The organism is Aurantimonas endophytica, from assembly GCF_014196845.1.
Classification (GTDB): Bacteria; Pseudomonadota; Alphaproteobacteria; order Rhizobiales; family Rhizobiaceae; genus Aurantimonas; species Aurantimonas endophytica.
This window is the reverse complement of sequence record NZ_JACIEM010000003.1, coordinates 380228-403201: the sequence shown is the minus strand read 5'-3', so window position 1 is coordinate 403201 and position 22974 is coordinate 380228. Positions and strand designations below refer to the sequence as shown.

Below are 22974 nucleotides of genomic sequence, written 5' to 3'. Positions count from 1 at the left end.
AGCGCTTGCTAGCGGAATGCCACCGGGACGGTCAGCGAGACCTGACGGCCGCTCGGCGGGGCGGGAAACGGGCTGGCCCGCTGCACCAGCGCCACGGCCGCCTGGTCGAGCGCGGCGACGCCGCTCGACCCCGCTATCCGCACCGAGACGACCCGGCCATTGCCGTCCATCGCGAAGGCCACCCGGACGGTGCCGGAGCCGCTGCCGCGCGGCGTGCGCTTGTTGCGGTTGAGCTTGGCCTGGACCTGGCTCTGCCACGAGGCGAGGGCGGCGCGCGAGACGTTCGCGCCTTGCGACGCCTGCTGCTGGCGCCGCCCCTGCGAGGCGGTCGAAGGCGCCGGCGACCGGCGCTGCGGCGCCGCCGCCTCGCGCTTGCGGGGCGCGGGCTCCGCCTTCTTCTGGCGCGGCTTCTCGCGGGTCTCTTCCTGGCGTGCGGCCTCACGGACGGGACGCGGCGGGGTCGGCCGCGCCGTCGGCAGCGGCACGTCGGCGATGGTGGCGGGCTCCGGTTCTTCCGGCACCGGCTCGGCGATTTCGGGCTCGGGCGGTTCCGGCGTCTCCGGCTCCGGTTCGGGAAGCGCGGCCTCCGGCTGGTCTGGTTCGGGTTCCGGCACGACCGGCTCGGGCACGACCGGCTCGGGCGGGATCACCGGCTCCGGCGGCACTTCGGCCGGCGTCGGTTCGGTCTCCGGCTCGACGGGCTCCGGCGGCGCGGGTTCCTCGGAGGGGGTGTCGACCGGTTCGGCCGCCGGTTCGGCAGCCTCCAGTGCGGCGACCTCCGGCGCGGCGGCCGGCGGCGCCAGCTCGATCAGCACCGCCGCCTGGGGCGTGCCCTGCGGCTCGGCCGGCGGGGCCTGCGTGACCAACGCCCAGGCGCCGACCGCGTGAACGGCGAGGACGACGGTCGCGGCCAGCGTCCATCGCGCCAGCGACGCGCGCCTACCGCCCGTTTCGGTCGTCGTGAGCAGTGCCGCCGCCATGATCAGCGTGCGGGCGGCGGGGCTGCCGCCGTGTCCTCGACGCCGACCAGACCGATGCGGACATAGCCGGCGTCGCGCAACGTGTTCATCACGTCCATCAGCGAGGCGTAGGAGACGGCGCCGTCGGCGCGCAGGAAGATCCGCTCCTCGCGGTTGCCGCCGGTGCGCTCGTCAAGCGCTGCGGCTAGCGTCTCCGACCCGATCGGTGCTTCGCCGAGCACCAGCGACAGATCGCTCTGCACCGTCAGGTAGACCGGCTCGTCCGGCCGCTCCTGCGGCACGGCGTTGGAGGTCGGCAGGTCCACCGGCACGTCGACGGTCGAGAGCGGCGCGGCCACCATGAAGATGATCAGGAGGACGAGCACCACGTCGATGAACGGCGTGACGTTGATTTCCGAAACCTCGCCGACGCCGTCGTCTTCCTGCTCGAGCTTGAAGGCCATGGGATTACTCCGCGGCTTCGGCGAGGCGAGCGGCGCGGCGGGTGCCGGCGCGGTCCTGGTCGAGCTCGCGCGACAGATGCTGCAGAACGACGGCCGAGCCGTCCGACAGGATGGCGCGGTAGCCGGCGATCGAGCGCGCGAAGACGTTGTAGATGATGACGGCGGGGATCGCCGCGACGAGGCCGATCGCCGTCGCCAGCAGTGCCTCGGCAATGCCCGGCGCCACGACCGCGAGATTGGTGGTGTTCGCCTCGCTGATGCCGATGAACGAGTTCATGATGCCCCAGACCGTGCCGAACAGGCCGACGAAGGGCGCCGTCGAACCGATCGTCGCGAGGACGCCGGTGCCGCGGTTGATGCTGCGGGCGCCGCGCGACTCGATGCGCGACAGCGCCACCTGGGCGCGCTCCTTGACGCCGTCGTCGGAGAGGCCGGCGGAGCGGGCGCGCTCGGCTTCCGCCGACTTGGCGAGCAATGCCACGGGGCTGCGCCAGCGACGGGCGGAGCGTTCGTCGCCGATCGCACCCACCAGGTCAGGGGCGCGCTCCAGCCGCCGGACGTCGGCGCTGGCGCGGCGCTTGGCGAAGGCGATCTCGATGCCCTTGGCGACGAAGATCGTCCAGGTGACCAGCGACGCGAAGGCAAGCCCGATCATCACCGCCTTCACCACCCAGTCGGCGGCAAGGAACATGCCCAGCGGCGAGAGGTCGTGCGGCAGCGTCTCGCTGCGCCCCGGCGCGGCCACTTCCGTGACGCGTGGTCCCGTCGCGGCAGCGGGCGCGTCCGCGGGAGATACGGCGGGTTCAGGGGTATCGGTCGCCGGAGTGGCGGGCATGGGAGCAGCCGGCGCGGCCTCCCCGGCCGCCGGCGCTGTGGCCTCTGGCGCCGGAGCGACCGGATCTTCTCCTGTCGACGCCGGAACTCCGGCGGGCTCGGCCGCAGGCGAGCCCGGATCGGAGACCGATGGCGCCGGGCCGGTCGCAGGCGCGGCACTCTCGGAAGGTGTCGCTGCCGAGGACGGATCCGGCGCGGCGGGTGCGGTGTCCTGGGCAAGGGCCGGGTGCGCGATCAGCGCGGGAAGCAGGACGAGTGCGGCGATCAGGGCGGCACGCTGCCGGACGGTGCGGATCGTGGTCATGAGGCCGATCGTGATGGTCTGTTGCACGGGAGGCGGGCGGACGCTGGAAGCGGGTCCGCCCGGCCTTTCGGCGGAACCCATATGTTAATATGATTGGTCCAGTCAACTTAAAGAGCCCGCCCACGGTTCCCTCGCCTTTGCATTCGGGAGGCGCTCGCTTGAACAAGATCCTCAGGCGGACAAACTCGGGTTCCAAGTAGAACTCGAATAATTCCAATCAGCGTGTCTTGCCTGTAACACTTCGTTGGAAGTCTCGACCGATTGGCGCCAGAAAATCCTGCGGAGGATCGCCGAAGGCGCAGTCGTGACAACGACTTGCCTATGCCTGCCGACGTTACGGCGAAGCCGCTGGCGAATGTCAGATAAGTTGACTCACACAATCATGTTTTTTTAGCGCTGCCATGCAGACGGGGGCGAGGGGCTCCCGATCCAGCGAAGGCGGTTCTCTCATGCGTAACACGGCGTCGATTTCCCGAAGCAGCCTTGCCACTGCTGCATGGCTCCAAAGGCTGGCCGCCACGACGGCGCTTGGCCTCTTCTGGACATCGGCTGCTGCCGATGCGCAGGAGACGACGATCCAGCTGGAGACGGTGACAATCGAGGGCGCCGGCACCGCGTCCGGCACCTCCGAGGATGGCTTCGCCGCCGATGGCTACGTGCCACAGGCGACGGTTTCCGCGACGAAGACCGACACGCCTTTGGTCCGGGTGCCGCAATCGGTCTCGGTGATCACCGAGCAGCAGCTGGAGGACCGCAATCCGCAGTCCCTTCTCGAAACGCTTTCCTACACGCCCGGCGTACGGATCGGCGCCTATGGCTTCGATCCGCGCTTCGACGCCTTCTTCATCCGCGGCTTCCCGGCGACCTACACCGGCATCTTCCGCGACGGCCTGCGCCAGTTCGGCAACGGCTTCGCCACCTTCGACATCGAGCCCTACGGGCTCGGCGGGCTGTCGATCCTCAAGGGACCGTCGGCCGGCCTCTACGGATCGTCGAATGCCGGCGGCATCGTCGACCTGCGCTCCAAGCGCCCGACAACGGAGGTGTTCCGCGAGGTCGAGACGCAGATCGGCACCAACGATCGCTACCAGGCGAATTTCGATGCCGCCGGCCCGATGAACGCCGACGGCACGGCGTCGTATCGCCTCACCGGCGTCGCCCGCGACTCCGACACAGATTATCCGTTCACGCCGGACGACCGGCTGAGCATCGCACCTGCCTTCACCTGGGCGCCCGACGGCGACACCTCGCTGACCATACTCGGCGAACTACAACGCTCCCGCTCGGGCGGCACCGCCGCCTACGTGAATGTCGACAACAGCGTGACCCACGTCGCCGGCGGTGATCCGAGCTTCAACGATCTCGACCAGACGCAGGGCCGGATCGGGCTGGAGTTCGAGCACCGCCTCGACGACGTCTTCACCTTCCGCCAGAAGGCGCGCTACCAGGATCTCGATATCTATTCGGAGTATGTCTATGCCTTCGGCGGCCCGGTGAACGGGATCGTCGATCGCGGTTCCGGCGTTCTCGACCAGACGCTCGGCGGAATCGTCTCGGACAGCCAGCTGCAGGCCGAATTCGACACCGGCGTCGTCGGCCACACGCTGCTGGCCGGCGTCGACGCCTCCTACGCCGAGTTCACCAACAAGGAGGGATACGGCACGGCCTCGTCGCTGGTCTTCGCCGCCCCGCGCTACGACGCGGCGGTGGCGAAGCCGGACTACAGCGTCGCGTCCGAGCAGCAGCAGCGCCAGGTCGGCCTCTATGTGCAGGATGAAATCGCCATCGACCGGCTGCTGGTGACGCTCGGCGGCCGCTACGACTGGATCCGTACCGAGACCGCGGCGGGTGTGCCCGGCGACCTCGGGGACTGGAACGAGCAGAAGGACGAGGCGTTCTCCGGCCGCGTCGGCCTCTCCTACCTGTTCGACTCCGGTATCGCGCCGTATGTCAGCTATTCCACTGCCTTCACGCCGAATATCGGCACGGCAGCCGACGGGGCTGCCTTCGTGCCGACGGAAGCCGAGCAGTACGAAGCGGGCGTCAAGTACGAGATCCAAGGTGCCAATGCATTCATAACCGCGGCGGTCTTCGACATCACCCAGGAGAACGGCGTCTTCTTCGACGTCAACACCGAGACCGGGGTCAACGAGGAGGTGCAGCGGGGCGAGCTGCGCTCGCGCGGCTTCGAGCTCGAGGGAACGGCCTCGCTCGGCAACGGTCTCAGCCTGATCGCTTCCTATGCCTATACGGACATGGAGATCGTCGAGGGCACCGAGACGACGACCGGCCGGACGCTGTCCTCGACGCCCTACCACACGGCCTCGGTCTGGGGCGACTACACGATCGAGGGCGGTGTCGCGGACGGGCTCGGCTTCGGCGCCGGCGTCCGCTATGTCGGCAAGAGCTACGGCGACGACGAGAACAGCTTCGAGAATTCCGAGCGGTTCTTCATCGACGCGGCGCTTCATTACGATATTCCGCAGCTCGAAGGCGCGCGGCTGCAGGTCAACGCCACCAACCTCTTCGACGAGGATTCGCAGATCTGTTCGTCCGGCTTCTGCTACCGCGAGCCGGGCCGAAACGTCATCGGCAGCGTCCGCTACCGGTTCTGATTTGGGCCTTGCCCAACGCCCACGGCCCCTGTGCCGCGGGCTCTGGCCGCGCGTTTCCGGGGGGTTTGACGCCGGCTCGCCGGGTGACCTTCAAAAAGACTTGGAATTCTTCTAAAAAGGTTCCATCTTCCGCTTCCTGGCGCGGAGAAGGACCTGACACCATGCGGCTGACACGCCAGACCAACTACGCCATCCGGATCTTGATGTACTGCGCCACCAATCGCGGTCGCCTCAGCCGGATCAAGGACATCGCCGCCGCCAACCAGGCGTCGGAACTGTTCATGTTCAAGATCCTGCAGCCGCTGGTCGAGGCGGGCATGATCGAGACCGTGCGCGGGCGCAATGGCGGCATCCGCCTCGGCCAGCCGGCCGCGGCGATCAGCCTGCGGCGTGTGGTCGAGCTGACGGAAGACAATTTCATCTTGGCGGAATGCTTCGAAAGCGGCTCGGTCGACTGCCCGCTGATCGACAATTGCCGGCTCAATTCCGCCCTGCGGAAGGCGCTGGAGGCATTCTTGTCGGTGCTCGACGAGTACACGATCGGCGACCTCATCGGCGACAACGGTTTCATGCGCCGCCGCCTGGGCCTTGCCGATTTCGACGAGCCGATGGCCGCCGCCAGCTGATCGCGCCGGCGCCCTGCAATTCTCATACTCGGTCTGCTGCCCGCCGCTCCAGATAGGGCAGGTCATCGGCGTTGAATTCGCGTCTGATCAGGTCGACGCGGGCGATGGCCCGCGCGACCGATACGCCGCGATGGTGCCTGAGCGCCGGCGACGCGGGTTCGGTCCGTGTCGAGCCGTCCCTCGTCCTGCTGGTCCCCAACCTGATCATCGGCTGAAAGCCTGCGGCCGAGGTCCGCTCAGGCCGGGGCGCGGCGGTAGGCGGGAGCGGCTTCGACTTGCTGTTCGAGTAGCCTGCCGTCCTCGTCGAGAACCATGACGAGGCGTCGCCCGCGGTGGCGGATGGTCAGCCGGCTGCGGCCGGCATCCGCCCCGACACCGCGCTCGACCGTGCCGTGGACGTTGCCGCGACGCATCTCGACGAGGAAATGCGCGGCCGGCAGGTCGAGGGCGGCGGCGATTCGTTCCGCATCGATCTCGAAATCCTCCTGCAGCGGCGGTTGTTCACAGGCCACGGTCACCGCCTCCCGCCTCCCGCATCGCGCCGTCGCCTCGACCTCGTCGGGGTCCTGGCCCGCCAACGCGGCGATCGCAGTGGCCCTGGTCGGGGAGGCGAGCGGGAACAGCGCCAGCACGTCGATCTCCCGTTTCGGCAGGTCGGCGAAGCTGTAGCGATCGAGCACCGCCAGGAACGCCTCGACCGCCTCGCCGAGCACACTGGTCATGCCGCAGGCCGGCGCAAGGCCGCAGTTGCGGCAGTCGGCGAGGTCGAAGCCCTCCTCGGTGGTGCGGATGACATGGCCGACGATGATCTCGCTCGCCGGCCGCGCCAGCCGGATCCCGCCGCAGCGTCCCCGCAGCGTGGTCACGTAACCGGCCCGCCCGAGTTCCTGCACCACCTTCATCAGGTGGTTGTTCGAGATGTCGTAGGCGCGCGAGATCTCGGCGATCGAGCAAAGCCGCTCCGGGCGCGACGACAGATAGATCAGGACGCGAAGGGCGTAGTCGGAATAGCGGGTCAGTCGCATGCGCGATCCTCTCTGCAAAAGAGGTATTTGGTTTGCATGTTTTTGGCAAGCTGCTAGGAGAGTCGGATCGGAAGGACGAGGAGCGGAACGTGCAAGCGGTTGTCAGCGAAGTCGATCTGCGGGGTCTTGTGGAGGATTTCTACGGCCGCGTCCGCCGTGACAGCGAGTTGGCCCCGATCTTCGAAGGGGCGATCGGAGACTGGCCGCTGCATCTCGACCGGCTGACGGCATTCTGGTCGTCGGTCATGCTCGGCTCCGGCCGCTACAAGGGCAACCCGTTCGCCGCCCACCAGCGTCACGCCGAGGAGCTTCATCCCGAGCTCTTCGACCGCTGGCTGGGGATATGGCGGGAGACGACCCGTGACCGGTTTCCGGCCGAGATCGCCGCGATCTTCCAGCTCAAGGCCGACCGGATCGCCGAGAGCCTGAAGGCCGGGCTGTTCTTCCGCCCGGCACTTGCCTGCGGAGCGGCGGGTGCGCTTCGCGGCTGAAGCTCAGCGCAGGTCGGCCTGGTAGTGGAAGCCGTCGGTGAGGCAGCGGGACACGCGCCATTCGACGGGGGTGCCATCGAGCGCGAAGGCGACGCGCTCGATCGACAGGATCGGATGACCGACCGGACAGCCAAGCTGCGCCGCGGTCTGCTCGTCCGCGGCGGTCGCCTTCAGCCGCTCCACCGCCCGCCCGATGGTGATGGAGAAGTGTTCGGAATAGAGCGCGTAGACATTGTTCGGCAGGTCGGGAAATTCGGCGAGGCTGGCAAAGCGCGCGAGCGGCAGCATGATCTCCTCGGCGATCACCGGACGGCCGCCCAGGCGCCGGATGCGTCCGATCCGCCAGACTTCGGCCGACGCCTCGATCTGCAGCATCTCCGCCGCGGCCCCGGCGGCTTCCCGGCGCCGCTCGATCACCTGGCTTTCCGGAAACAGCCGGGTCCCGTCATCGGCGGCGAGCCGGAAGAACTGGAACAGGATCCGGCCCTCCTCGGGCAGCGCCACGAAGGTGCCGCGCCCTTGCCGGCGCACCAGAAGGTGCTCCGCCGCCATGGCGTCGAGCGCCTTGCGCACGGTTCCCTGGCTGACGCCGAGCTCGGCGGCGATCTGGAACTCGCTGGGCAGCATCATGCCCGGCGTCCAGGCCCCGTCGATCAGGCGCTGGATCAGCGCCTCGCGAACCTGCCGGTAAAGCGGCCGGAAGGCGGGTGACCTGTCTGCCTCGCTCATGATCGGCTCCTGAGGATGCGCCGGGCAATTCTGGCCGCCCCCGCTTGACACGTCGATGTAAACATAATTTATGTCTTATACAAGAGTGGGGAGCGGCGACTGCAAGGCCGCATCCGCCGCGAAAACCGCAATTCCATACCCGGAGGACCAAACATGAGCATCCCGCAACTGCTGGTACACGACCACAAGGACAATGTTGGCGTCGTCGTCGTCGAGAACCTGAAGGCCGGCACGGAAATGCTCTGTGTCGTCACCCACGACAATTCCTCCTTCACCATGACCTGCAACGACGACGTGCCGATCGGTCACAAGGTGGCGCTGAAGGACGTATCGGCCGGCGACGTCGCGGTGAAGTACGGCGAGGACATCGGCCGCTTCAAGGCGGACGTGAAGAAGGGCAGCCACGTCCATGTCCACAATCTGAAGACGAACCGCTGGTGACAGCGCGGCGCTAGCGCCCGCCGCCGTCGCGCCGCGACGAACCAGTCCGACCGATTCGAAGAGAAAGCCAAAGCCATGCCGATCAATACCAACCGCAAGTTCCAGGGTTATCGCCGCGAGAACGGCCGCGTGGGCGTCCGCAACCACGTCGTCATCCTGCCGGTCGACGACATCTCCAACGCCTGCTGCGAGGCCGTCGCCAACAACATCAAGGGCACGCTGGCCCTGCCGCATGCCTATGGGCGCCTGCAGTTCGGGGCGGATCTCGACCTGCATTTCCGCACCATGATCGGCACCGGCTCGAACCCGAACGTCGCCGCCTGCATCGTCGTCGGCATCGAGCCCGGCTGGACGCAGAAGATCGCCGACGGCATCGCCGCGACCGGCAAGCCGGTGGCGGCCTTCTCGATCGAGCAGAACGGCGACCTGAAGACCATCATGGACGTCTCGCGCAAGGCGAAGGAATTCGTGCAGTGGGCGACCGAGGTGCCGCGCGTCGAGTGCGACGTGTCGGAGCTCTGGGTCTCGACCAAATGCGGCGAGAGCGACACCACGACCGGTCTCGGCTCCTGCCCGACCGTCGGCAACATGTACGACAAGCTGATCCCGGAAGGCATCTACGGTGTCTTCGGCGAGACCTCGGAGATCACCGGGGCCGAGCACATCTGCAAGGAGCGCGCCGCCGACGCCGAGACGGGCGAGCGCTGGTACAAGATGTGGAAGGCCTACCAGGACGACGTGATCTTCGCGCATGCCACCGACGACCTTTCCGAGAGCCAGCCGACCAAGGGCAATATCGAAGGGGGCCTCTCGACCATCGAGGAGAAGGCGCTCGGCAACCTCGAGAAGATCGGCCGCGAGTGCCGCTACATCGACATTCTCGAGCCGGCCGAGGCACCGGCGAAGGGCAACGGCCTCTACTTCATGGACACGTCCTCGGCCGCTGCCGAATGCGTGACGCTGATGGCCGCCGCCGGCTACGTCATCCACACCTTCCCGACCGGCCAGGGCAACGTCATCGGCAATCCGATCATCCCGGTGATCAAGATCACCGCCAACCCGCGCACCGTGCGGACCATGTCGGAACATGTCGACGTCGACGTCTCGGGCATCCTGCGCCGCGACATGACCATCGACCAGGCCGGCGACGCGCTGATCGAGAACATCATGCGCACCGCCAATGGCCGCGTCACCGCCGCGGAGGCGCTCGGCCACCGCGAGTTCGTGATGACGAAGCTCTACCGCAGCGCCTGATCGTCTCGGCGTACCGAGCCATCGCCCATCCGTGGGCGGTGGCCGTTTCGTTTTGCGGCCGTGCGGGTCGCGGGCATGGCTGGTGTCCGGCGTACCCCCCTCTGCCCTGCCGGGCATCTCCCCCACAAGGGGGGAGATCGGCAGCTTCGGTGAGTCGCCTTCTCTCCGTCGCTTCTGCCCGCACTGCGACCAAAGCCGGCAAAACGTCCGCGCGAGTTCGATCTCCCCCCTTGTGGGGGAGATGGGGCGGCAACCCAGAGGGGGATGTGCCGCTGCAAACACCTGAACACGCCACCCGAAACCCCGACAGGAGCGCTGCATGGCTGACGTCGTCATTGCCGAATTCATGGACGAGGCTGCGGTCGATATGCTCCGCGCCCGTCACGACACGCTTTACGATCCCGAACTGGTTGACCGGCCGGAAGACCTGGCGGCGGCGGTCGCCACCGCCAGGGCGCTCGTGGTGCGAAACCGTACGAAGGTGACCGAGGCGCTGATCGGGAAGGCGCCGAACCTCGCCTGCGTCGGCCGCCTCGGCGTCGGCCTCGACAATATCGACCTCGCCGCCTGCAAGGCGCGTGGCGTCACCGTCTATCCCGCGACCGGTGCCAACGACGTGGCGGTGGCCGAATACGTCGTCACGACGGCCCTGACGCTGTTGCGCGGCGCCTATGCGGCGACGGCCGACGTCGCGGCCGGACGCTGGCCGCGCCAGCGCCTGATCGGCCGCGAGGCGATGGACAAGCGCCTCGGCCTCGTCGGCTACGGCTCGATCGCGCGACAGACGGCGGCCCGCGCCCGGGTCTTCGGCTTCTCCATCGCCGCCTTCGACCCGTTCCTGCCGGAGTCGGATCCCGCCTGGCAGGACGCCGAGCGGCTCGACCTCGACGCGCTGCTGGCCTCCTGCGACGTGATCAGCCTGCACGTGCCGCTGACCGCCGACACGCGGCACATGATCGATGCCGCGGCGATCGCGCGGATGAAGCCCGGCGCCGTCCTCGTCAACACCGCCCGCGGCGGCGTCGTCGACGAGACCGCCTTGGCCGCGGCGCTGCGGGACGGCACGCTCGGCGGGGCGGCGCTCGACGTGTTCGAGACCGAACCCCTCACCGCGGCGGCCGGTATGGTCTTTGAAGGACTCGCCAACCTGATCCTGACGCCGCACATCGCCGGCGTGACGGCGGAATCCAACGTGCGGGTGAGTGCCGTCACCGCCGAGAACGTGCTGAAGCATCTGGAGACCCTTCGATGAGCGAGATCCTGTCCATCGCGGCAACCGAGGCGCTGGCCGCCGCCGCGCTGGAGCGCAGCGGCACCGGGCCCGAGCAGGCGGCGTCGGTGGCGCGCGGCCTCGTCGCTGCGGAAGCGGCAGGCCAGAGCGGCCACGGCCTGCGCCGGCTCGCCGCCTATTGCGGGCAGGCGCGCAGCGGCAAGGTCGCTGGCCACGCCGTGCCGGTCGCCGAGCGGGTGCGCCCGGCGCTGCTGCGCATCGACGCCGCCGACGGCTTCGCCTTCCCGGCGCTCGACCTCGTCGTCGCCGAGATGCCGGGCATCGTCGCCGAAACCGGCGTCGCGGTCGCCGCCATCCGCCGCTCGCACCATGCCGGCGTGCTCGGCCTGACGGTGGAGCGCTTCGCCGAAGCGGGTCTCGTGGCGCTGATGATGGCCAATTCCCCGGGCGCCATGGCGGCCTGGGGCGGCACGCGCCCGCTCTTCGGCACCAACCCGATCGCCTTCGCCGCGCCGCTGCCGGAAGGCGAGCCGATCGTCGTCGACCTGTCGCTGTCGAAGATCGCGCGCGGCAAGGTGATGGCCGCCAAGCAGAAGGGCACGTCGATCCCGGAAGGCTGGGCGCTGGATGCCGAAGGCCGTCCGACGACCGATACGGACGCCGCGCTCGCCGGAACGATGGTGCCGATGGGCGACGCCAAGGGCGCCGCCCTGGCGCTGGTGGTGGAGATGCTGTCGGCCGGGCTCACCGGCGCCAACTATGCATCGGAGGCGACGTCGCTGTTCGACGACAAGGGGCCGCCGCCGGGGCTGGGCCAGTTCCTGCTGGTGCTCGATCCCGCCGCCATGGGCGGCCCTCAGGCGGTCGCGCGGCTCGGCGTTCTGATCGATGCGATCGCCGACGAGCCCGGCACCCGTATCCCCGGCCGGCGCGGCCGCGACCTTCGCAAACGCGCCCTGGAGCAGGGCATCGAGATCGACGCCGAGCTGATGCGCACCATATCGGCGATCTGACGGGCCGGCGGCCAGCGGGCGCACCCGGCCGGGCGAGGGAGAGCCGGACGATGAAGCCCATTGCCAATCTCGATGAGGTCGGCTTCGACGATGTCGAGGAGAACGGCCGCTACACGTCGAGCCGCGCGCTGTTCAGCGACGCGATCGGCGCGCGCCAGCTCGGCTACAATCTCACCGTTCTCCCGCCCGGCAAGGCGCAGTGTCCCTTCCATGCGCATCACGGGGAGGAGGAGATGTTCCTGATCCTCGAAGGGGAGGGCGAGCTCCGCTTCGGCGACCGCCGCTATCCGATCCGCCGGCACGACGTGATTGCCTGTCCGACCGGCGGTGCCGAGGTGGCGCACCAGATCGTCAACACCGGGACGACGACGATGCGCTATCTCGCGGTGTCGACGCGCGCCGACATCGATGTCTGCGAGTATCCGGATTCCGGCAAGGTCAGCGTCGGAACCGGACGCCACGGCGGGGCCGGCATGCACAAGATCTTCCGCGACGAGACGGATGTCGATTATTACGACCGCGAGCCGACCTGACGCCGGTCGGCGTCAGTCGAGCAGCTCCCGCTTCAGCAGGCTGTAGAGCGCCGATTTCGCCTCGAATCCGACGCCCGGCACGGTCGGCAGGCCGACGCGGCTGTTCCTGACTCCGGTCGCGTCGGCGAAGCCGCCGAAGGGCTGGAAGACGTCAGGATAGGATTCGTTGCCGCCGAGATGCAGGCCGGCGGCGATGTTGAGCGACATCTGGTGCCCGCCATGCGGCACCACCCGCCGGCTCGACCAGCCGTTCTCCTTCATCATCGCCAGCGTGCGCATGTACTCGACCAGCCCGTAGGACAGCGCACAGTCGAACTGCAGGATGTCGCGGTCGGCGCGCATGCCGCCGTAGCGGATCAGGTTGCGCGCGTCCTGCATCGAGAAGAGGTTCTCGCCGGTCGCCATGCGGCCCGAATAATGCTGCGCCAGCTCGGCCTGCAGCGCGTAGTCGAGCGGATCGCCGGCCTCCTCGTACCAGTAGAGGCCGTAGGGCTCGAGCGCTTTCGCATAGGCGACGGCGGTCTTGAGGTCGAAACGGCCATTGGCGTCGACGCAGAGATTGGCCGGATCGCCGACGACCTCGATCGCCGCGTCGATACGCTTCAGATCGTCAGCGAGCGGAGCGAGGCCGATCTTCATCTTGCAGACCGTGTAGCCGCGATCGACATAGGACCGCATCTCGTCCTTGAGGCCCTCGATCTCCTTGCCCGAGTGATAGTAGCCGCCGGCGGCATAGACCCAGACGTCGTCATCGGCCACGCCGTCCCTGTAGCGATCGGCGAGCAGCCGGTAGAGCGGTTTGCCGGCGATCTTCGCCACCGCGTCCCACACCGCCATGTCGATCGTGCCCACGGCCACCGAGCGCTCGCCGTGCCCGCCCGGCTTCTCGTTCGTCATCATGGTCTTCCAGATGGCGAAGGGATCGAGGTTGTCCTCGCCCTCGTCGATCAGCGTCGCCGGATCGGCCTCCATCAATCGCGGGATGAAGCGCTCGCGCATCAGCGAGCCCTGGCCGTAGCGGCCGTTGGAGTTGAAGCCGAAGCCGACGACCGGCTTGCCATCGCGGATCTGGTCGGTGACCACCGCGACGACCGAGCATGTCATCTTCGAGAAATCGATGAAGGCATTGGCGATCGGGCTGGCGATCGAGACCGTCTTTTCCCGGATGTCGATGATGCGCATGGCGGCGTTCCTGGTTCCTGGTCTTTTTGGGGCGGTGGCACGTTCACCCCCCTCTGCCTGCCGGCATCTCCCCACAAGGGGGAGATCGATCCCGCTCGGATGCCGCAGGTCTTTTCATGATGCGAGGCACTTCGGTCTGCGAGCTTGGCTCGGCCCGTGAAGCCTCCGATCTCCCCCCTTGTGGGGGAGATGCCCGGCAGGGCAGAGGGGGGTATGTGCCTCCGCTCCGGGTAGAGGTTATCCGGCCTCAGCCGCCGCGCGCCGGCAACATCACCCCGCCGAAATCACGCTGGCGATCGCCTCGCCGCATTCGGCGGTGCCGGCCTTGCCGCCCATGTCGCGGGTCCGCGAGGCGGGATCGGCGATCACCGTCTCCATCGCCGCGATCACCGCGTCGGCGGCGTCCTTGTGGCCGAGATGTTCGAGCATCATCGCCGCCGACCAGATCTGGCCGATCGGATTGGCGATGCCCTTGCCGGCGATGTCCGGCGCCGAGCCGTGCACCGGCTCGAACATCGACGGGAAGTCGCCCTCGGGATTGATGTTGGCCGACGGCGCGATGCCGATCGAGCCGGCCACCGCCGGGCCGAGATCGGAGAGGATGTCGCCGAAGAGGTTGGAGCCGACGACGACGTCGAACCAGTCCGGATGCTGGACGAAATGCGCGCAGAGAATGTCGATATGGTACTGGCTGGTCGCGATGTCGGGATAGTCCGCCTTCATCGCGGCGAAGCGCTCGTCCCAGAACGGCATGGTGTGGATGATGCCGTTCGACTTCGTGGCGGAGGTCACCTGCTTGCGTGGACGCGTCCTGGCGAGCTCGAAGGCATAGCGCAGCACCCGGTCGACGCCGCGCCGGGTGAAGATCGATTCCTGGATGGCAAGCTCGTTCTCGGTGCCGCGATAGAGCCGGCCGCCGGCCTCGGAATATTCGCCCTCGACATTCTCGCGGACGACGTAGAAGTCGATGTCCTCCGGGCCGCGATTGGCGAGCGGGCTCGTGGTGCCTTTCAGGAGCCGCACCGGCCGAAGGTTCACATACTGGTTGAAGTCGCGGCGGATCGGGATGAGCAGGCCCCAGAGCGAGACGTGGTCGGGCACCTCTGGCCAGCCGACCGCGCCGAGGAAGACCGCGTCGTGCTGGCGGAACTGGTCGAGGCCGTTCTCCGGCATCATCCGCCCATGCTTCTTGTAATAGTCGCAGCTCCAGTCGACCTCGTCGAACTGGAAGGCGATGTCGAACCTTCGGCCGACGGCTTCCAGCACGCGCATGCCCTCGGGCACGACCTCGCGGCCGATGCCGTCGCCGGGGATGGTCGCGATCTTCAGGCGGTTGGTTGCGGACATGCGGGGGTACTCCGTATTTTCAGGTTCCGCGCCAGGGCGGGGCAGGCGCGGCCGGTCTAGAGGAACAGGCCGGTCGGCATCGGGATGAGCAGGACCCTCGCCATCACCAGGTAGAAGACGGTGAGGATGGCAAGGCCGATGACCACGAGGGTCGCGCCCTCGCGCAGCGACATGCGGTCATGGGTCGCCACGAGCATGATCGCGAAATAGGCCAGCACGCTCGACACGAGGAAGCCGAGGATCGGGATCAGCACGATCCAGACGATCATCGCCAGCAGGAAGAGCAGGCGGCGCGGCATCGACTCGTGGCTCGCCTCGGGCTGCGCCTCGGCTGGTGCCGTCACCGGAACAGCGCGCATGCCGAGCACGACATTGCGCAGGATGAGCGCCAGCGCGAAGACGATCATCGCGACCGAGACGGTGATCGGGAAGACCGAGCCCATCGGGGACATGCTGTCGGTCTGCAGGATCAGGAAGGCGCCGAGCGCGACGAACACGGCGGCCAGGATCGTTCCCGGCACGTCGTGCGGCTTTCTAAGGCTGGCCATCGCGGCTCTCCACGGTGATGTCGGTATGGGACTTGCGGGCCCGCCTGGCGCCGATCGCCGAGGCGATCAGCGGGTAGAACAGGGTCAGCGCGGCGAAGGCGACGATGGCCATCGAGATCGGCCGGCCGAAGAACATGCCGAGGATGTTCCCCTGGGCATTGCCGATCAGGTAGCTCTGGACGAAGCCCTGCTCGGCGATCTGGCCGAGCACCAGGCCGAGCACGATCGGCGAGGGCGAATAGCCGGTCCGGTTGAGCAGCCAGCCGACGACGCCGAGGCCGAGCATCACCGCCACGTCGTTGAGGTTGTTGTGGATGGCGAAGCTGCCGACCACGGTCATGAAGGCGATGGTCGGCACCAGCGCCGATTTCGGAATCGCCACGATGCTCTTGTAGGCGTAGCGGCCGATGAGCAGGCCGACCGGCAGCATGATCAGCGTGCCGATGATCAGGCCGAAGATGAAGGTGTAGACGATCGACCCCTGGGTGGTGAACAGGGTGGGTCCGATGCGAATGCCCTGGACCAGCAGCGCGCCGAGGATGACCGCGTCCGGCGGGGTGCCGGGAATGCCGAGGACGAGGGTCGGGATGAAGCCGCCGCCGACCGTGGCGTTGTTGGCCGACTCCGTGGCGATGATCCCGCCCGGCTCGCCCGTGCCGTAGCGCTCCGGGTGCTTGGAGGAGCGGCGCGCCTCCGAATAGGAGACAAGGCTCGCCACCGAGCCCCCGGCGCCCGGCAGGATCCCGACGATCGTGCCGATCAGCGACGAGCGGATCAGGTTGACCTTCTCCTTCATCGTGATCGCGAAGGCCTCCTTGAGGCGGAAGCCGCCGCTTTCGGGGGCGACCCGAAGATGCGGGTCGCGCGTGGCGACGAGGTCGATCAGGACGGGGATGCAATAGAGGCCGATCAGGCCGGCGACGATGTTGATGCCGCCGAGCAGCACCTGGCTGCCCATGGTGAAGCGCACGTCCGCGCCGATCACCGCGATGCCGACCATCGACAACAGCAGCCCGAGACAGGCGCCGATCATGCCCTTCAGCAGGTTGCCGACCGAGAGCGCCGAGATCAGCGTCAGGCCGAACACCGCCAGCCAGAAATATTCGGGTGGGCCGAAGGCGAGGGCGACCTGCGCGAGCGGCGGGGCGAGGAACATCAGCAGCAGCGCGCCCACCAGCCCGCCGGTAACCGAGGCGAGAGTCGCCAGGCTGACGGCCAGCGCGCCGTCGCCGCGCTTGGCCATCGGGAAGCCGTCGAAGGTGGTGGCGATGGCCGACGGCGTGCCGGGCGTGTTGACCAGGATCGCCGAATAGGAGCCGCCATAGATCGCGCCGGTGTAGATCGCGCCGAGCACGATCAGGCCGGAGGCGGGCTCCATGGTGAAGGTGAAGGGCACGAGCACCGCGACGGCCATCGTCGCTGAGAGACCGGGCATGGCGCCGATGACGATACCGGCGACCACGCCGACCAGGGCGAGTGCGAGGTTCGTCAGCGTCAGGGCCTCGGCGAGGTAGACGAGCTTGTCCATGGCGTCCGCTTCAGATGGGGCAAGGAAAAAAGGGCGGAAGCGTCAGCTGCGCCTCCGCCCGGACCGGATGCCGGATCAGTTCTGGGTGATGCCCATCTGCTTGGCGGTTTCCTCGTATTCGGCGCGCCGCTCGCCCATGAAGGCTTCCATTTCGCCATAGGGCACGTCGATGACGACGAAGCCGCCGTCCTTCATCTTCTGGACGAAGTCGGGGTCGGCGTTGATCTCGCCGATCATGTCGGAGACCTGCTGGCGCACTTCCTCGGAGGCCGAGTTCGGCACGGCAACGCCGCGATAGGCGCCGCCGGCCATGTCGTAGCCGAGCTCCTTGAAGGTCGGCACGTCCGGGAAGCTCGGGACACGCTCGTCAGCCGCCACGGCGAGGACGCGGACCGCGTCGGCCTGGTTGATCGCGGCCGTGGTGTAGCTGAAGCCCGCCATGACCTGGTTGCCGAGCACGGCGGTGGTCGCCGGGCTGGTGCCGGAGAAGGGGATGTAGGTGGTGGTGACGCCGACCAGCCGATCGAACGTCGCCTGTGCGACGTGGTTCGCGGAGTTCGTCCCGGAGCCGGAGAAGGTCACGAGGCCCGGGTTCTCCTTGGCATAGGTGACGAGGTCCTCGAGGGTCTGGAACTGGCTGTCGGCCGGCACGATGATCGCGTCCGGCGTGTAGTGGAAGAAGTAGACGTTGGTCAGGTCTTCGGTCTTGTAGCCGACGTCCTGCGCCATCGGCTGCATGATGATGTGGGGCAGGTTCGTGCCCATGATCGTGTAGCCGTCGCCTTCCATGCCGTTCAGCTGCGACCAGGCCTGGGCGCCGCCGGCGCCTTCCAGATACTGCACGACCATGCTCTGGCCGGTCTGCTTCTCGAACACCGGCTGCTGCATGCGCGCCGCGATATCCGACTCGCCGCCGGCATTGAACGGAATGATGTAGTTGACCGGTTTGGCCGGATAGTCCTGCGCACCAGCGGACATCGCCGACAGTCCGATCGCCATCGCGGCGCCGGCAAGAATGGTCGTGAGCTTCATCTGTAATCCTCCCTGGATCGTCAATAACGGCACCCTCGGCCTCCCAGCCTCGGGGGGTGCGTCAGCGCTATCTGGGACGATCATCTGCGGAATGTCAATCTTGCGTTCGTTGTTGCATGCATCAGGGCATGCATCATTTGCGCCATCGAACCGCTCGCGTTAGACTGGCTTCGCACAGGGAGCCCCATATGTCCGATGCAGCCGCGCTCTTCGAAACCGACAGTGTCGAGCGCAAGCCGCCTCTGGTCGAAGCGGCCTATGACGCGCTGAAACAGGCGATCCGCGACGGCATGTTTCCGCCCGGCTTCCAGGGCTCGGAACTGGAGATGGCGCATCGGCTCGGCATGAGCCGGACCCCGGTGCACCAGGCGATCATCCGCCTGCAGAGCGAAGGCATGGTCGAGCTTCGGCCGAAGCGGGGCGTTGTCATACGCAGCCTTTCGCCGGACGACATGCGGGAAGTCTACGACGTGATCATCGCCGTCGAGGGGATGGCGGCGCTGCTGCTGGCCGAGCAGCCGGCGGCGGCCCGGCAGGCCGTCTGCGACGATCTGGAAGCCATGAACGAGGAGCTCATCGAGGCCCTTGATCGCGACGACCTCGCCCGCTGGGCCGACGTCGATGCGCGTTTCCATGCGGTGCTCGTCGAGGGAAGCGGCAACAGCCGGCTCGCCAAGATCGCGCGGATCAATATCGACCAATCCTACCGGGCCCGGCGGCTCACCCTGCGCTTCCGGCCGAAACCGGTTCACTCCATCGGCGAGCACCGGCTGATCATCGCCGCGGCGCGGGAAGGCGATGCCGCCGGCGCGCGGCAGATGGCGCAGGACCACAAGATCAAGGCACGGGACCTGATCGTCGCGCTGCTGAAGCGCTACGACATGAAGCATCTCTGACGCGAGGGACGCCCGCTGGGCGTTGCCGCACGCACGGGGCCGGCGACGTGAGCCGCGACGATCCGGGGTGCAGGTCTTGTGGCGAACCCCGTGAACATGCCGGGACTTGCAGGTGCTCCGGGACGAAATGCTATTCAGACGAGATCGCCCGCATGCGGGAACGTCAGGGAGGACGCGGGGCATGTTCGACACCGGCATGAATTTCGCGCTCGGCGAGGATGTCGAGGCACTGCGCAGCATGGTCAGGCGCTTTGCGCAGGAGACGATCGCGCCGCGCGCTGCCGCCATCGATGCGGAAAACGCCTTCCCGGACGAACTCTGGACGGAACTTGGCGCGCTCGGCCTGCTCGGCATCACCGTCGAGGAAGAATACGGTGGTGCCGCGATGGGTTATCTCGCCCATTGCGTCGCCATGGAGGAGATATCCCGTGCCTCGGCGTCGGTCGGGCTGTCCTACGGCGCCCACTCCAATCTCTGCGTCAACCAGATCCGTCGCAACGGCACGCCGGAGCAGAAGCGGCGATATCTGCCGAAGCTGGTCTCCGGCGAACATGTCGGCGCGCTGGCGATGTCGGAATCGGGGGCCGGGTCGGACGTCGTCGGCATGAAGCTTCGGGCCGAGAAGCGGAACGACCGGTACGTCCTCAACGGCACCAAGATGTGGATCACCAACGGCCCCGACGCCTCGACCCTGATCGTCTACGCCAGGACGGACCCGGACGCCGGGCCGCGCGGCATCACCGCCTTCCTCGTCGAGAAGGCGATGACCGGCTTTTCGACCGCCCAGAAGCTCGACAAGCTCGGCATGCGCGGCTCGAACACCTGCGAACTGGTCTTTCAGGATTGCGAGGTGCCGTTCGAGAACGTTCTCGGCGAGGAGGGCGGCGGCGCCAAGGTGCTGATGAGCGGTCTCGACTACGAGCGGGTGGTCCTGTCGGCCGGCCCGCTCGGCATCATGGCCGCGTGCATGGACGTGGTCGTTCCCTACGTTCACGAGCGCAAGCAGTTCGGGCAGGCGATCGGCGAATTCCAGCTGATGCAGGGGAAGCTGGCCGACATGTATGTGACGATGAATGCCTGCCGGGCATATGTCTACGCGGTCGCCGCAGCCTGCGACCGCGGCGAGACCAGCCGCAAGGATGCCGCCGGCTGCATCCTGTACGCCGCAGAGAAGGCGACGCAGATGGCGCTGGAGGCGATCCAGGCACTCGGCGGCAACGGCTACATCAACGACTATCCGACCGGACGGCTGCTGCGCGACGCCAAGCTCTACGAGATCGGCGCCGGCACCAGCGAGATCCGCCGCATGCTGATCGGGCGGGAGCTGTTTCGGGAGACCGGTTGATCGAGAAGCTCAGATGTATAGATTATGGCATGTTCTATCTTGGGAGGCTGGATGTCTCGGATCAGAAAGCCCGCCTCGCGCAATCCTCCCGAGGCGCACTCGAAAACGGGACGCGTTTGGGAGATTGCCGACACCCTTAGCAAGCGGCTCGGCCGGCGTGCCGATCGCAAGGCTGTCGTTGACGCTGCCGTAGCGGAAGGCGGCAATGCGAACACCGCGTCGACCCAGTATTTTCACTGGAAGCACGAATACGACGCACGACATGCGGATCGCTCGGAGGATTTGGGCTCGGTCCGGTCGACGCGCCTGACAATTGGCAAGGACGGGCGTGTGGTCATCCCTTCCGAGATGCGGACGGCCATGCTTCTCGGCGAAGATGGCGTGGTCAGCGCCGAGGTCATCGACGGTGAATTACGGATCTTGTCGCCAAAAGGTGTGGTGCGCCACGTGCAGGCTCTGGCGCGAGATCTCGACCGGGGCCAGGGTTCCGCTGTCGATGAGCTGATCGCCGAGCGACGAGAAGAGGCGCGGCGCGAGGACGAGAGCCCTTCTTGACCGTTGTTCTCGATGCATCGGCGCTCCTCGCGGTCATCTTCGGAGAGCCGGGCGGGAGTGTCGTGGAACGCTCGCTTTCGGACGCGTTCATGCTTACGGTCAACGTCTCCGAGGCCGTCTCCAAATTGCTCGACCGCGGTTTCGATCTGGAGAATGCGCGTCGTGCCGTCACGAGATTTCCTCTGATGTTCGTGCCCTTCGACCAGGAACTGGCGGTGCTGGCCGCCTCATTGCGCCCGAGGACGAGGCATCTGGGTTTCTCCTTCGCCGATCGTGCATGCCTGGCGCTCGCCGAGCGCGAAGGCCGCCCGGCCCTGACCGCTGATCGTGTCTGGTCGCAGGTCGACCTCGGCATCACCGTCGAGTTGATCAGGTGAGGCACGTTCCATGACCCGCCTGACCTCAGCGGTCAGCCCCCGCTCCGAAGCCTTCGCGGCCAATCGCGCAGCGATGCTGCAGCAGATCGAGATTGTCGAGGCAGCGGCGGAGACGGCGATGGCCGGCGGCGGCATGGCCGCGCGCGAGCGGCATGTGGGCCGCGGCAAGCTTTTGCCGCGCGATCGCGTCGAGGGTCTGATCGACCCCGGCTCGCCCTTTCTCGAGATCGGGCTGTTCGCGGCGCACGACATGTATGGCGGCGAGGTGCCCGCCGCGGGCGCGATCGCCGGGATCGGCCGGGTGGCGGGACGCGAGGTGATGATCCTCGCCAACGACGCGACGGTGAAGGGCGGCACCTATTTTCCGCTGACGGTGAAGAAGCACCTGCGGGCTCAGGAGATCGCCGAGGCGAACAACCTGCCTTGCGTCTATCTGGTCGATTCCGGCGGGGCCAATCTGCCGAACCAGGACGAGGTCTTCCCCGACCGCGACCATTTCGGCCGGATCTTCTACAATCAGGCGCAGATGTCGGCGAAGGGCATCGCCCAGATCGCCGTCGTGATGGGCTCCTGCACGGCGGGCGGGGCATACGTGCCGGCGATGAGCGACGAGACGATCATCGTCAAGAACCAGGGCACGATCTTCCTCGCCGGCCCGCCGCTGGTGAAGGCCGCGACGGGCGAAATCGTCTCGGCCGAGGACCTCGGCGGCGGCGATGTCCATACGCGACTGTCGGGGGTGGCCGATCATCTGGCGAATGACGATCTGCATGCGCTGGAGCTTGCCCGCCGGGCGATCGCCAACCTCAACCGGCGAAAGCCCGAAACGGTCCAACTGCAGGCGCCGGAAGATCCCGCCTACGACCCCGAGGATCTGCTCGGCCTCGTGCCGGCCGATACCCGCACTCCCTACGACGTGCGCGAGGTGATCGCCCGCGTGGTCGACGGCTCGCGCTTCGACGAGTTCAAGGCGCGCTACGGCACGACGCTGGTCTGCGGCTTCGCCCATGTGCACGGCATGCCGGTCGGCATCGTCGCCAGCAACGGCGTCCTGTTTTCCGAAAGCGCCGTGAAAGGCGCGCATTTCGTCGAACTCTGCTCGCAGCGGAAGATCCCGCTGGTCTTCCTGCAGAACATCACCGGCTTCATGGTCGGCCGCGCCTACGAGGCCGGCGGCATCGCCCGGCACGGGGCCAAGCTGGTCACCGCCGTTGCGACGACCTCGGTACCGAAGATCACGCTGCTGATCGGCGCCTCCTACGGCGCCGGCAATTACGGCATGGCGGGCCGCGCCTATTCGCCCCGCTTCCTCTGGACCTGGCCGAACAGCCGCATCGCGGTCATGGGCGGCGAGCAGGCCGCGGGCGTCCTTGCCACCGTCCGCCGCGACGGGATCGAGCGCAAGGGCGGCGCGTGGTCCGCCGACGAGGAGGCCGAATTCAAGCGCCCGACGATCGAGATGTTCGAGCGCCAGAGCCAGCCGCTCTACGCCTCGGCGCGGCTGTGGGATGACGGCATCGTCCACCCCGCCAGGACCCGCGCCATTCTCGGCCTGTCGCTGTCGGTGGCGCTGAACGCGCCGATCCCCGAGACGCGGTTCGGCCTGTTCCGGATGTGAAGGATCCGGTATGATATCATTCCGATA

The 22974-nt window shown here is 67.5% G+C and carries 23 protein-coding genes and 1 pseudogene; 13 read left to right on the top strand and 11 right to left on the bottom strand.

The features are described 5' to 3' along the window. Window positions 1-8: 8 nt before the first annotated feature. From GGR03_RS13005 to exbB, 3 genes are read right to left on the bottom strand one after another with little or no spacing between them, the layout of a single operon-like run. Window positions 9-980, bottom strand: a complete 972-nt coding sequence (locus GGR03_RS13005; RefSeq protein ID WP_183208675.1) for an energy transducer TonB — start codon at window positions 978-980, stop codon at window positions 9-11. 2 nt (window positions 981-982) lie between these two features. Next, window positions 983-1423, bottom strand: coding sequence for a TonB system transport protein ExbD (gene exbD, locus GGR03_RS13000; RefSeq protein ID WP_183208674.1), 441 nt, complete (start codon window positions 1421-1423; stop codon window positions 983-985). Window positions 1424-1427: 4 nt separating this feature from the next. Beyond that, window positions 1428-2561 carry a tonB-system energizer ExbB gene (gene exbB, locus GGR03_RS12995; RefSeq protein ID WP_183208673.1) on the bottom strand — a complete coding sequence of 378 codons (1134 nt, stop codon included), beginning with the start codon at window positions 2559-2561 and terminating at the stop codon, window positions 1428-1430. A 449-nt stretch (window positions 2562-3010) separates the two neighbouring features. Between exbB and GGR03_RS12990 the strand changes: the two genes are divergently transcribed. Together GGR03_RS12990 and rirA are read left to right on the top strand one after the other, a co-directional pair. Then, window positions 3011-5176 carry a TonB-dependent siderophore receptor gene (locus GGR03_RS12990; protein ID WP_183208672.1) on the top strand — a complete coding sequence of 722 codons (2166 nt, stop codon included), beginning with the start codon at window positions 3011-3013 and terminating at the stop codon, window positions 5174-5176. A gap of 161 nt (window positions 5177-5337) precedes the next feature. Then, window positions 5338-5802: an iron-responsive transcriptional regulator RirA gene (gene rirA, locus GGR03_RS12985; RefSeq protein WP_183208671.1), complete on the top strand. Its 465-nt coding sequence runs from the start codon at window positions 5338-5340 to the stop codon at window positions 5800-5802. A 236-nt stretch (window positions 5803-6038) separates the two neighbouring features. On the opposite strand, the gene GGR03_RS24990 is transcribed toward rirA, so the two are convergent. Together GGR03_RS24990 and GGR03_RS24985 are read right to left on the bottom strand one after the other, a co-directional pair. Beyond that, window positions 6039-6314, bottom strand: a complete 276-nt coding sequence (locus GGR03_RS24990) for a DUF6522 family protein (RefSeq protein WP_252920264.1) — start codon at window positions 6312-6314, stop codon at window positions 6039-6041. A gap of 129 nt (window positions 6315-6443) precedes the next feature. Beyond that, window positions 6444-6827: pseudogene (locus GGR03_RS24985) on the bottom strand (Rrf2 family transcriptional regulator); the annotation flags it as partial. 89 nt (window positions 6828-6916) lie between these two features. Here GGR03_RS24985 and GGR03_RS12975 point away from each other — a divergent pair. Beyond that, a complete protein-coding gene (locus GGR03_RS12975; protein ID WP_183208669.1) occupies window positions 6917-7318 on the top strand; it encodes a globin domain-containing protein in 402 nt (133 codons plus the stop codon). Between the two features lie 3 nt (window positions 7319-7321). On the opposite strand, the gene GGR03_RS12970 is transcribed toward GGR03_RS12975, so the two are convergent. Next, window positions 7322-8047, bottom strand: coding sequence for a GntR family transcriptional regulator (locus GGR03_RS12970; protein ID WP_183208667.1), 726 nt, complete (start codon window positions 8045-8047; stop codon window positions 7322-7324). Between the two features lie 153 nt (window positions 8048-8200). Here GGR03_RS12970 and GGR03_RS12965 point away from each other — a divergent pair, with 153 nt between their 5' ends. The 5 genes from GGR03_RS12965 (at window position 8201) to GGR03_RS12945 (ending at window position 12519) form a co-directional block, all read left to right on the top strand. Beyond that, entirely contained in the window at window positions 8201-8488 is a 288-nt protein-coding gene (locus GGR03_RS12965; RefSeq protein WP_183208665.1) for a UxaA family hydrolase, read from the top strand. Window positions 8489-8563: 75 nt separating this feature from the next. Continuing rightward, window positions 8564-9742 (top strand): UxaA family hydrolase, encoded by a 1179-nt coding sequence (locus GGR03_RS12960; RefSeq protein WP_183208663.1) that lies wholly within the window; start codon window positions 8564-8566, stop codon window positions 9740-9742. A gap of 319 nt (window positions 9743-10061) precedes the next feature. Then, entirely contained in the window at window positions 10062-10994 is a 933-nt protein-coding gene (locus tag GGR03_RS12955; protein WP_183208661.1) for a hydroxyacid dehydrogenase, read from the top strand. Next, the gene (locus tag GGR03_RS12950) at window positions 10991-11986 is read left to right on the top strand and encodes an Ldh family oxidoreductase (RefSeq protein ID WP_183208659.1); all 996 of its coding nucleotides are present in this window, start codon (window positions 10991-10993) and stop codon (window positions 11984-11986) included. Before GGR03_RS12955 ends, GGR03_RS12950 begins: the two co-directional genes overlap by 4 nt. A gap of 50 nt (window positions 11987-12036) precedes the next feature. After that, entirely contained in the window at window positions 12037-12519 is a 483-nt protein-coding gene (locus GGR03_RS12945) for a cupin domain-containing protein (RefSeq protein ID WP_183208657.1), read from the top strand. A 12-nt stretch (window positions 12520-12531) separates the two neighbouring features. On the opposite strand, the gene GGR03_RS12940 is transcribed toward GGR03_RS12945, so the two are convergent. The 5 genes from GGR03_RS12940 to GGR03_RS12920 all read right to left on the bottom strand — a co-directional run bounded on the left by GGR03_RS12940 (window position 12532) and on the right by GGR03_RS12920 (window position 18156). Then, window positions 12532-13701, bottom strand: a complete 1170-nt coding sequence (locus tag GGR03_RS12940) for a mandelate racemase/muconate lactonizing enzyme family protein (RefSeq protein ID WP_183208655.1) — start codon at window positions 13699-13701, stop codon at window positions 12532-12534. 270 nt (window positions 13702-13971) lie between these two features. Continuing rightward, the gene (locus GGR03_RS12935) at window positions 13972-15048 is read right to left on the bottom strand and encodes a tartrate dehydrogenase (protein ID WP_183208653.1); all 1077 of its coding nucleotides are present in this window, start codon (window positions 15046-15048) and stop codon (window positions 13972-13974) included. A 56-nt stretch (window positions 15049-15104) separates the two neighbouring features. After that, on the bottom strand, window positions 15105-15596 hold the full coding sequence (locus tag GGR03_RS12930) for a tripartite tricarboxylate transporter TctB family protein (protein WP_183208651.1): 492 nt from the start codon (window positions 15594-15596) through the stop codon (window positions 15105-15107). Continuing rightward, complete coding sequence (locus tag GGR03_RS12925; RefSeq protein WP_183208649.1) at window positions 15583-17124, bottom strand: tripartite tricarboxylate transporter permease; 1542 nt, start codon at window positions 17122-17124, stop codon at window positions 15583-15585. The genes GGR03_RS12930 and GGR03_RS12925 overlap by 14 nt, the downstream gene beginning before the upstream one ends. 75 nt (window positions 17125-17199) lie before the next feature. Next, window positions 17200-18156: a Bug family tripartite tricarboxylate transporter substrate binding protein gene (locus GGR03_RS12920; RefSeq protein WP_183208647.1), complete on the bottom strand. Its 957-nt coding sequence runs from the start codon at window positions 18154-18156 to the stop codon at window positions 17200-17202. Between the two features lie 188 nt (window positions 18157-18344). Here GGR03_RS12920 and GGR03_RS12915 point away from each other — a divergent pair, with 188 nt between their 5' ends. From GGR03_RS12915 to GGR03_RS12895, 5 genes are all read left to right on the top strand, one after another. Next, on the top strand, window positions 18345-19052 hold the full coding sequence (locus tag GGR03_RS12915) for a GntR family transcriptional regulator (protein ID WP_183208645.1): 708 nt from the start codon (window positions 18345-18347) through the stop codon (window positions 19050-19052). A gap of 181 nt (window positions 19053-19233) precedes the next feature. Next, window positions 19234-20397, top strand: coding sequence for an isovaleryl-CoA dehydrogenase (locus GGR03_RS12910; RefSeq protein WP_183208643.1), 1164 nt, complete (start codon window positions 19234-19236; stop codon window positions 20395-20397). A gap of 39 nt (window positions 20398-20436) precedes the next feature. Continuing rightward, a complete protein-coding gene (locus tag GGR03_RS12905) occupies window positions 20437-20952 on the top strand; it encodes an AbrB/MazE/SpoVT family DNA-binding domain-containing protein (RefSeq protein ID WP_183208641.1) in 516 nt (171 codons plus the stop codon). Then, complete coding sequence (locus tag GGR03_RS12900) at window positions 20949-21329, top strand: type II toxin-antitoxin system VapC family toxin (protein ID WP_183208639.1); 381 nt, start codon at window positions 20949-20951, stop codon at window positions 21327-21329. The genes GGR03_RS12905 and GGR03_RS12900 overlap by 4 nt, the downstream gene beginning before the upstream one ends. A gap of 10 nt (window positions 21330-21339) precedes the next feature. Beyond that, window positions 21340-22947: a carboxyl transferase domain-containing protein gene (locus GGR03_RS12895; RefSeq protein WP_183208637.1), complete on the top strand. Its 1608-nt coding sequence runs from the start codon at window positions 21340-21342 to the stop codon at window positions 22945-22947. Window positions 22948-22974 lie beyond the last annotated feature (27 nt).

What these genes read in the sequence shown, in the direction of transcription:
- GGR03_RS13005 (WP_183208675.1), bottom strand. Translation starts at nt 980, where the DNA reads ATGGCGGCGGCACTGCTCACGACGACCGAAACGGGCGGTAGGCGCGCG.
- exbD (WP_183208674.1), bottom strand. Translation starts at nt 1,423, where the DNA reads ATGGCCTTCAAGCTCGAGCAGGAAGACGACGGCGTCGGCGAGGTTTCG.
- exbB (WP_183208673.1), bottom strand. Translation starts at nt 2,561, where the DNA reads ATGACCACGATCCGCACCGTCCGGCAGCGTGCCGCCCTGATCGCCGCA.
- GGR03_RS12990 (WP_183208672.1), top strand. Translation starts at nt 3,011, where the DNA reads ATGCGTAACACGGCGTCGATTTCCCGAAGCAGCCTTGCCACTGCTGCA.
- rirA (WP_183208671.1), top strand. Translation starts at nt 5,338, where the DNA reads ATGCGGCTGACACGCCAGACCAACTACGCCATCCGGATCTTGATGTAC.
- GGR03_RS12970 (WP_183208667.1), bottom strand. Translation starts at nt 8,047, where the DNA reads ATGAGCGAGGCAGACAGGTCACCCGCCTTCCGGCCGCTTTACCGGCAG.
- GGR03_RS12965 (WP_183208665.1), top strand. Translation starts at nt 8,201, where the DNA reads ATGAGCATCCCGCAACTGCTGGTACACGACCACAAGGACAATGTTGGC.
- GGR03_RS12960 (WP_183208663.1), top strand. Translation starts at nt 8,564, where the DNA reads ATGCCGATCAATACCAACCGCAAGTTCCAGGGTTATCGCCGCGAGAAC.
- GGR03_RS12955 (WP_183208661.1), top strand. Translation starts at nt 10,062, where the DNA reads ATGGCTGACGTCGTCATTGCCGAATTCATGGACGAGGCTGCGGTCGAT.
- GGR03_RS12950 (WP_183208659.1), top strand. Translation starts at nt 10,991, where the DNA reads ATGAGCGAGATCCTGTCCATCGCGGCAACCGAGGCGCTGGCCGCCGCC.
- GGR03_RS12945 (WP_183208657.1), top strand. Translation starts at nt 12,037, where the DNA reads ATGAAGCCCATTGCCAATCTCGATGAGGTCGGCTTCGACGATGTCGAG.
- GGR03_RS12940 (WP_183208655.1), bottom strand. Translation starts at nt 13,701, where the DNA reads ATGCGCATCATCGACATCCGGGAAAAGACGGTCTCGATCGCCAGCCCG.
- GGR03_RS12935 (WP_183208653.1), bottom strand. Translation starts at nt 15,048, where the DNA reads ATGTCCGCAACCAACCGCCTGAAGATCGCGACCATCCCCGGCGACGGC.
- GGR03_RS12930 (WP_183208651.1), bottom strand. Translation starts at nt 15,596, where the DNA reads ATGGCCAGCCTTAGAAAGCCGCACGACGTGCCGGGAACGATCCTGGCC.
- GGR03_RS12925 (WP_183208649.1), bottom strand. Translation starts at nt 17,124, where the DNA reads ATGGACAAGCTCGTCTACCTCGCCGAGGCCCTGACGCTGACGAACCTC.
- GGR03_RS12920 (WP_183208647.1), bottom strand. Translation starts at nt 18,156, where the DNA reads ATGAAGCTCACGACCATTCTTGCCGGCGCCGCGATGGCGATCGGACTG.
- GGR03_RS12915 (WP_183208645.1), top strand. Translation starts at nt 18,345, where the DNA reads ATGTCCGATGCAGCCGCGCTCTTCGAAACCGACAGTGTCGAGCGCAAG.
- GGR03_RS12910 (WP_183208643.1), top strand. Translation starts at nt 19,234, where the DNA reads ATGTTCGACACCGGCATGAATTTCGCGCTCGGCGAGGATGTCGAGGCA.
- GGR03_RS12895 (WP_183208637.1), top strand. Translation starts at nt 21,340, where the DNA reads ATGACCCGCCTGACCTCAGCGGTCAGCCCCCGCTCCGAAGCCTTCGCG.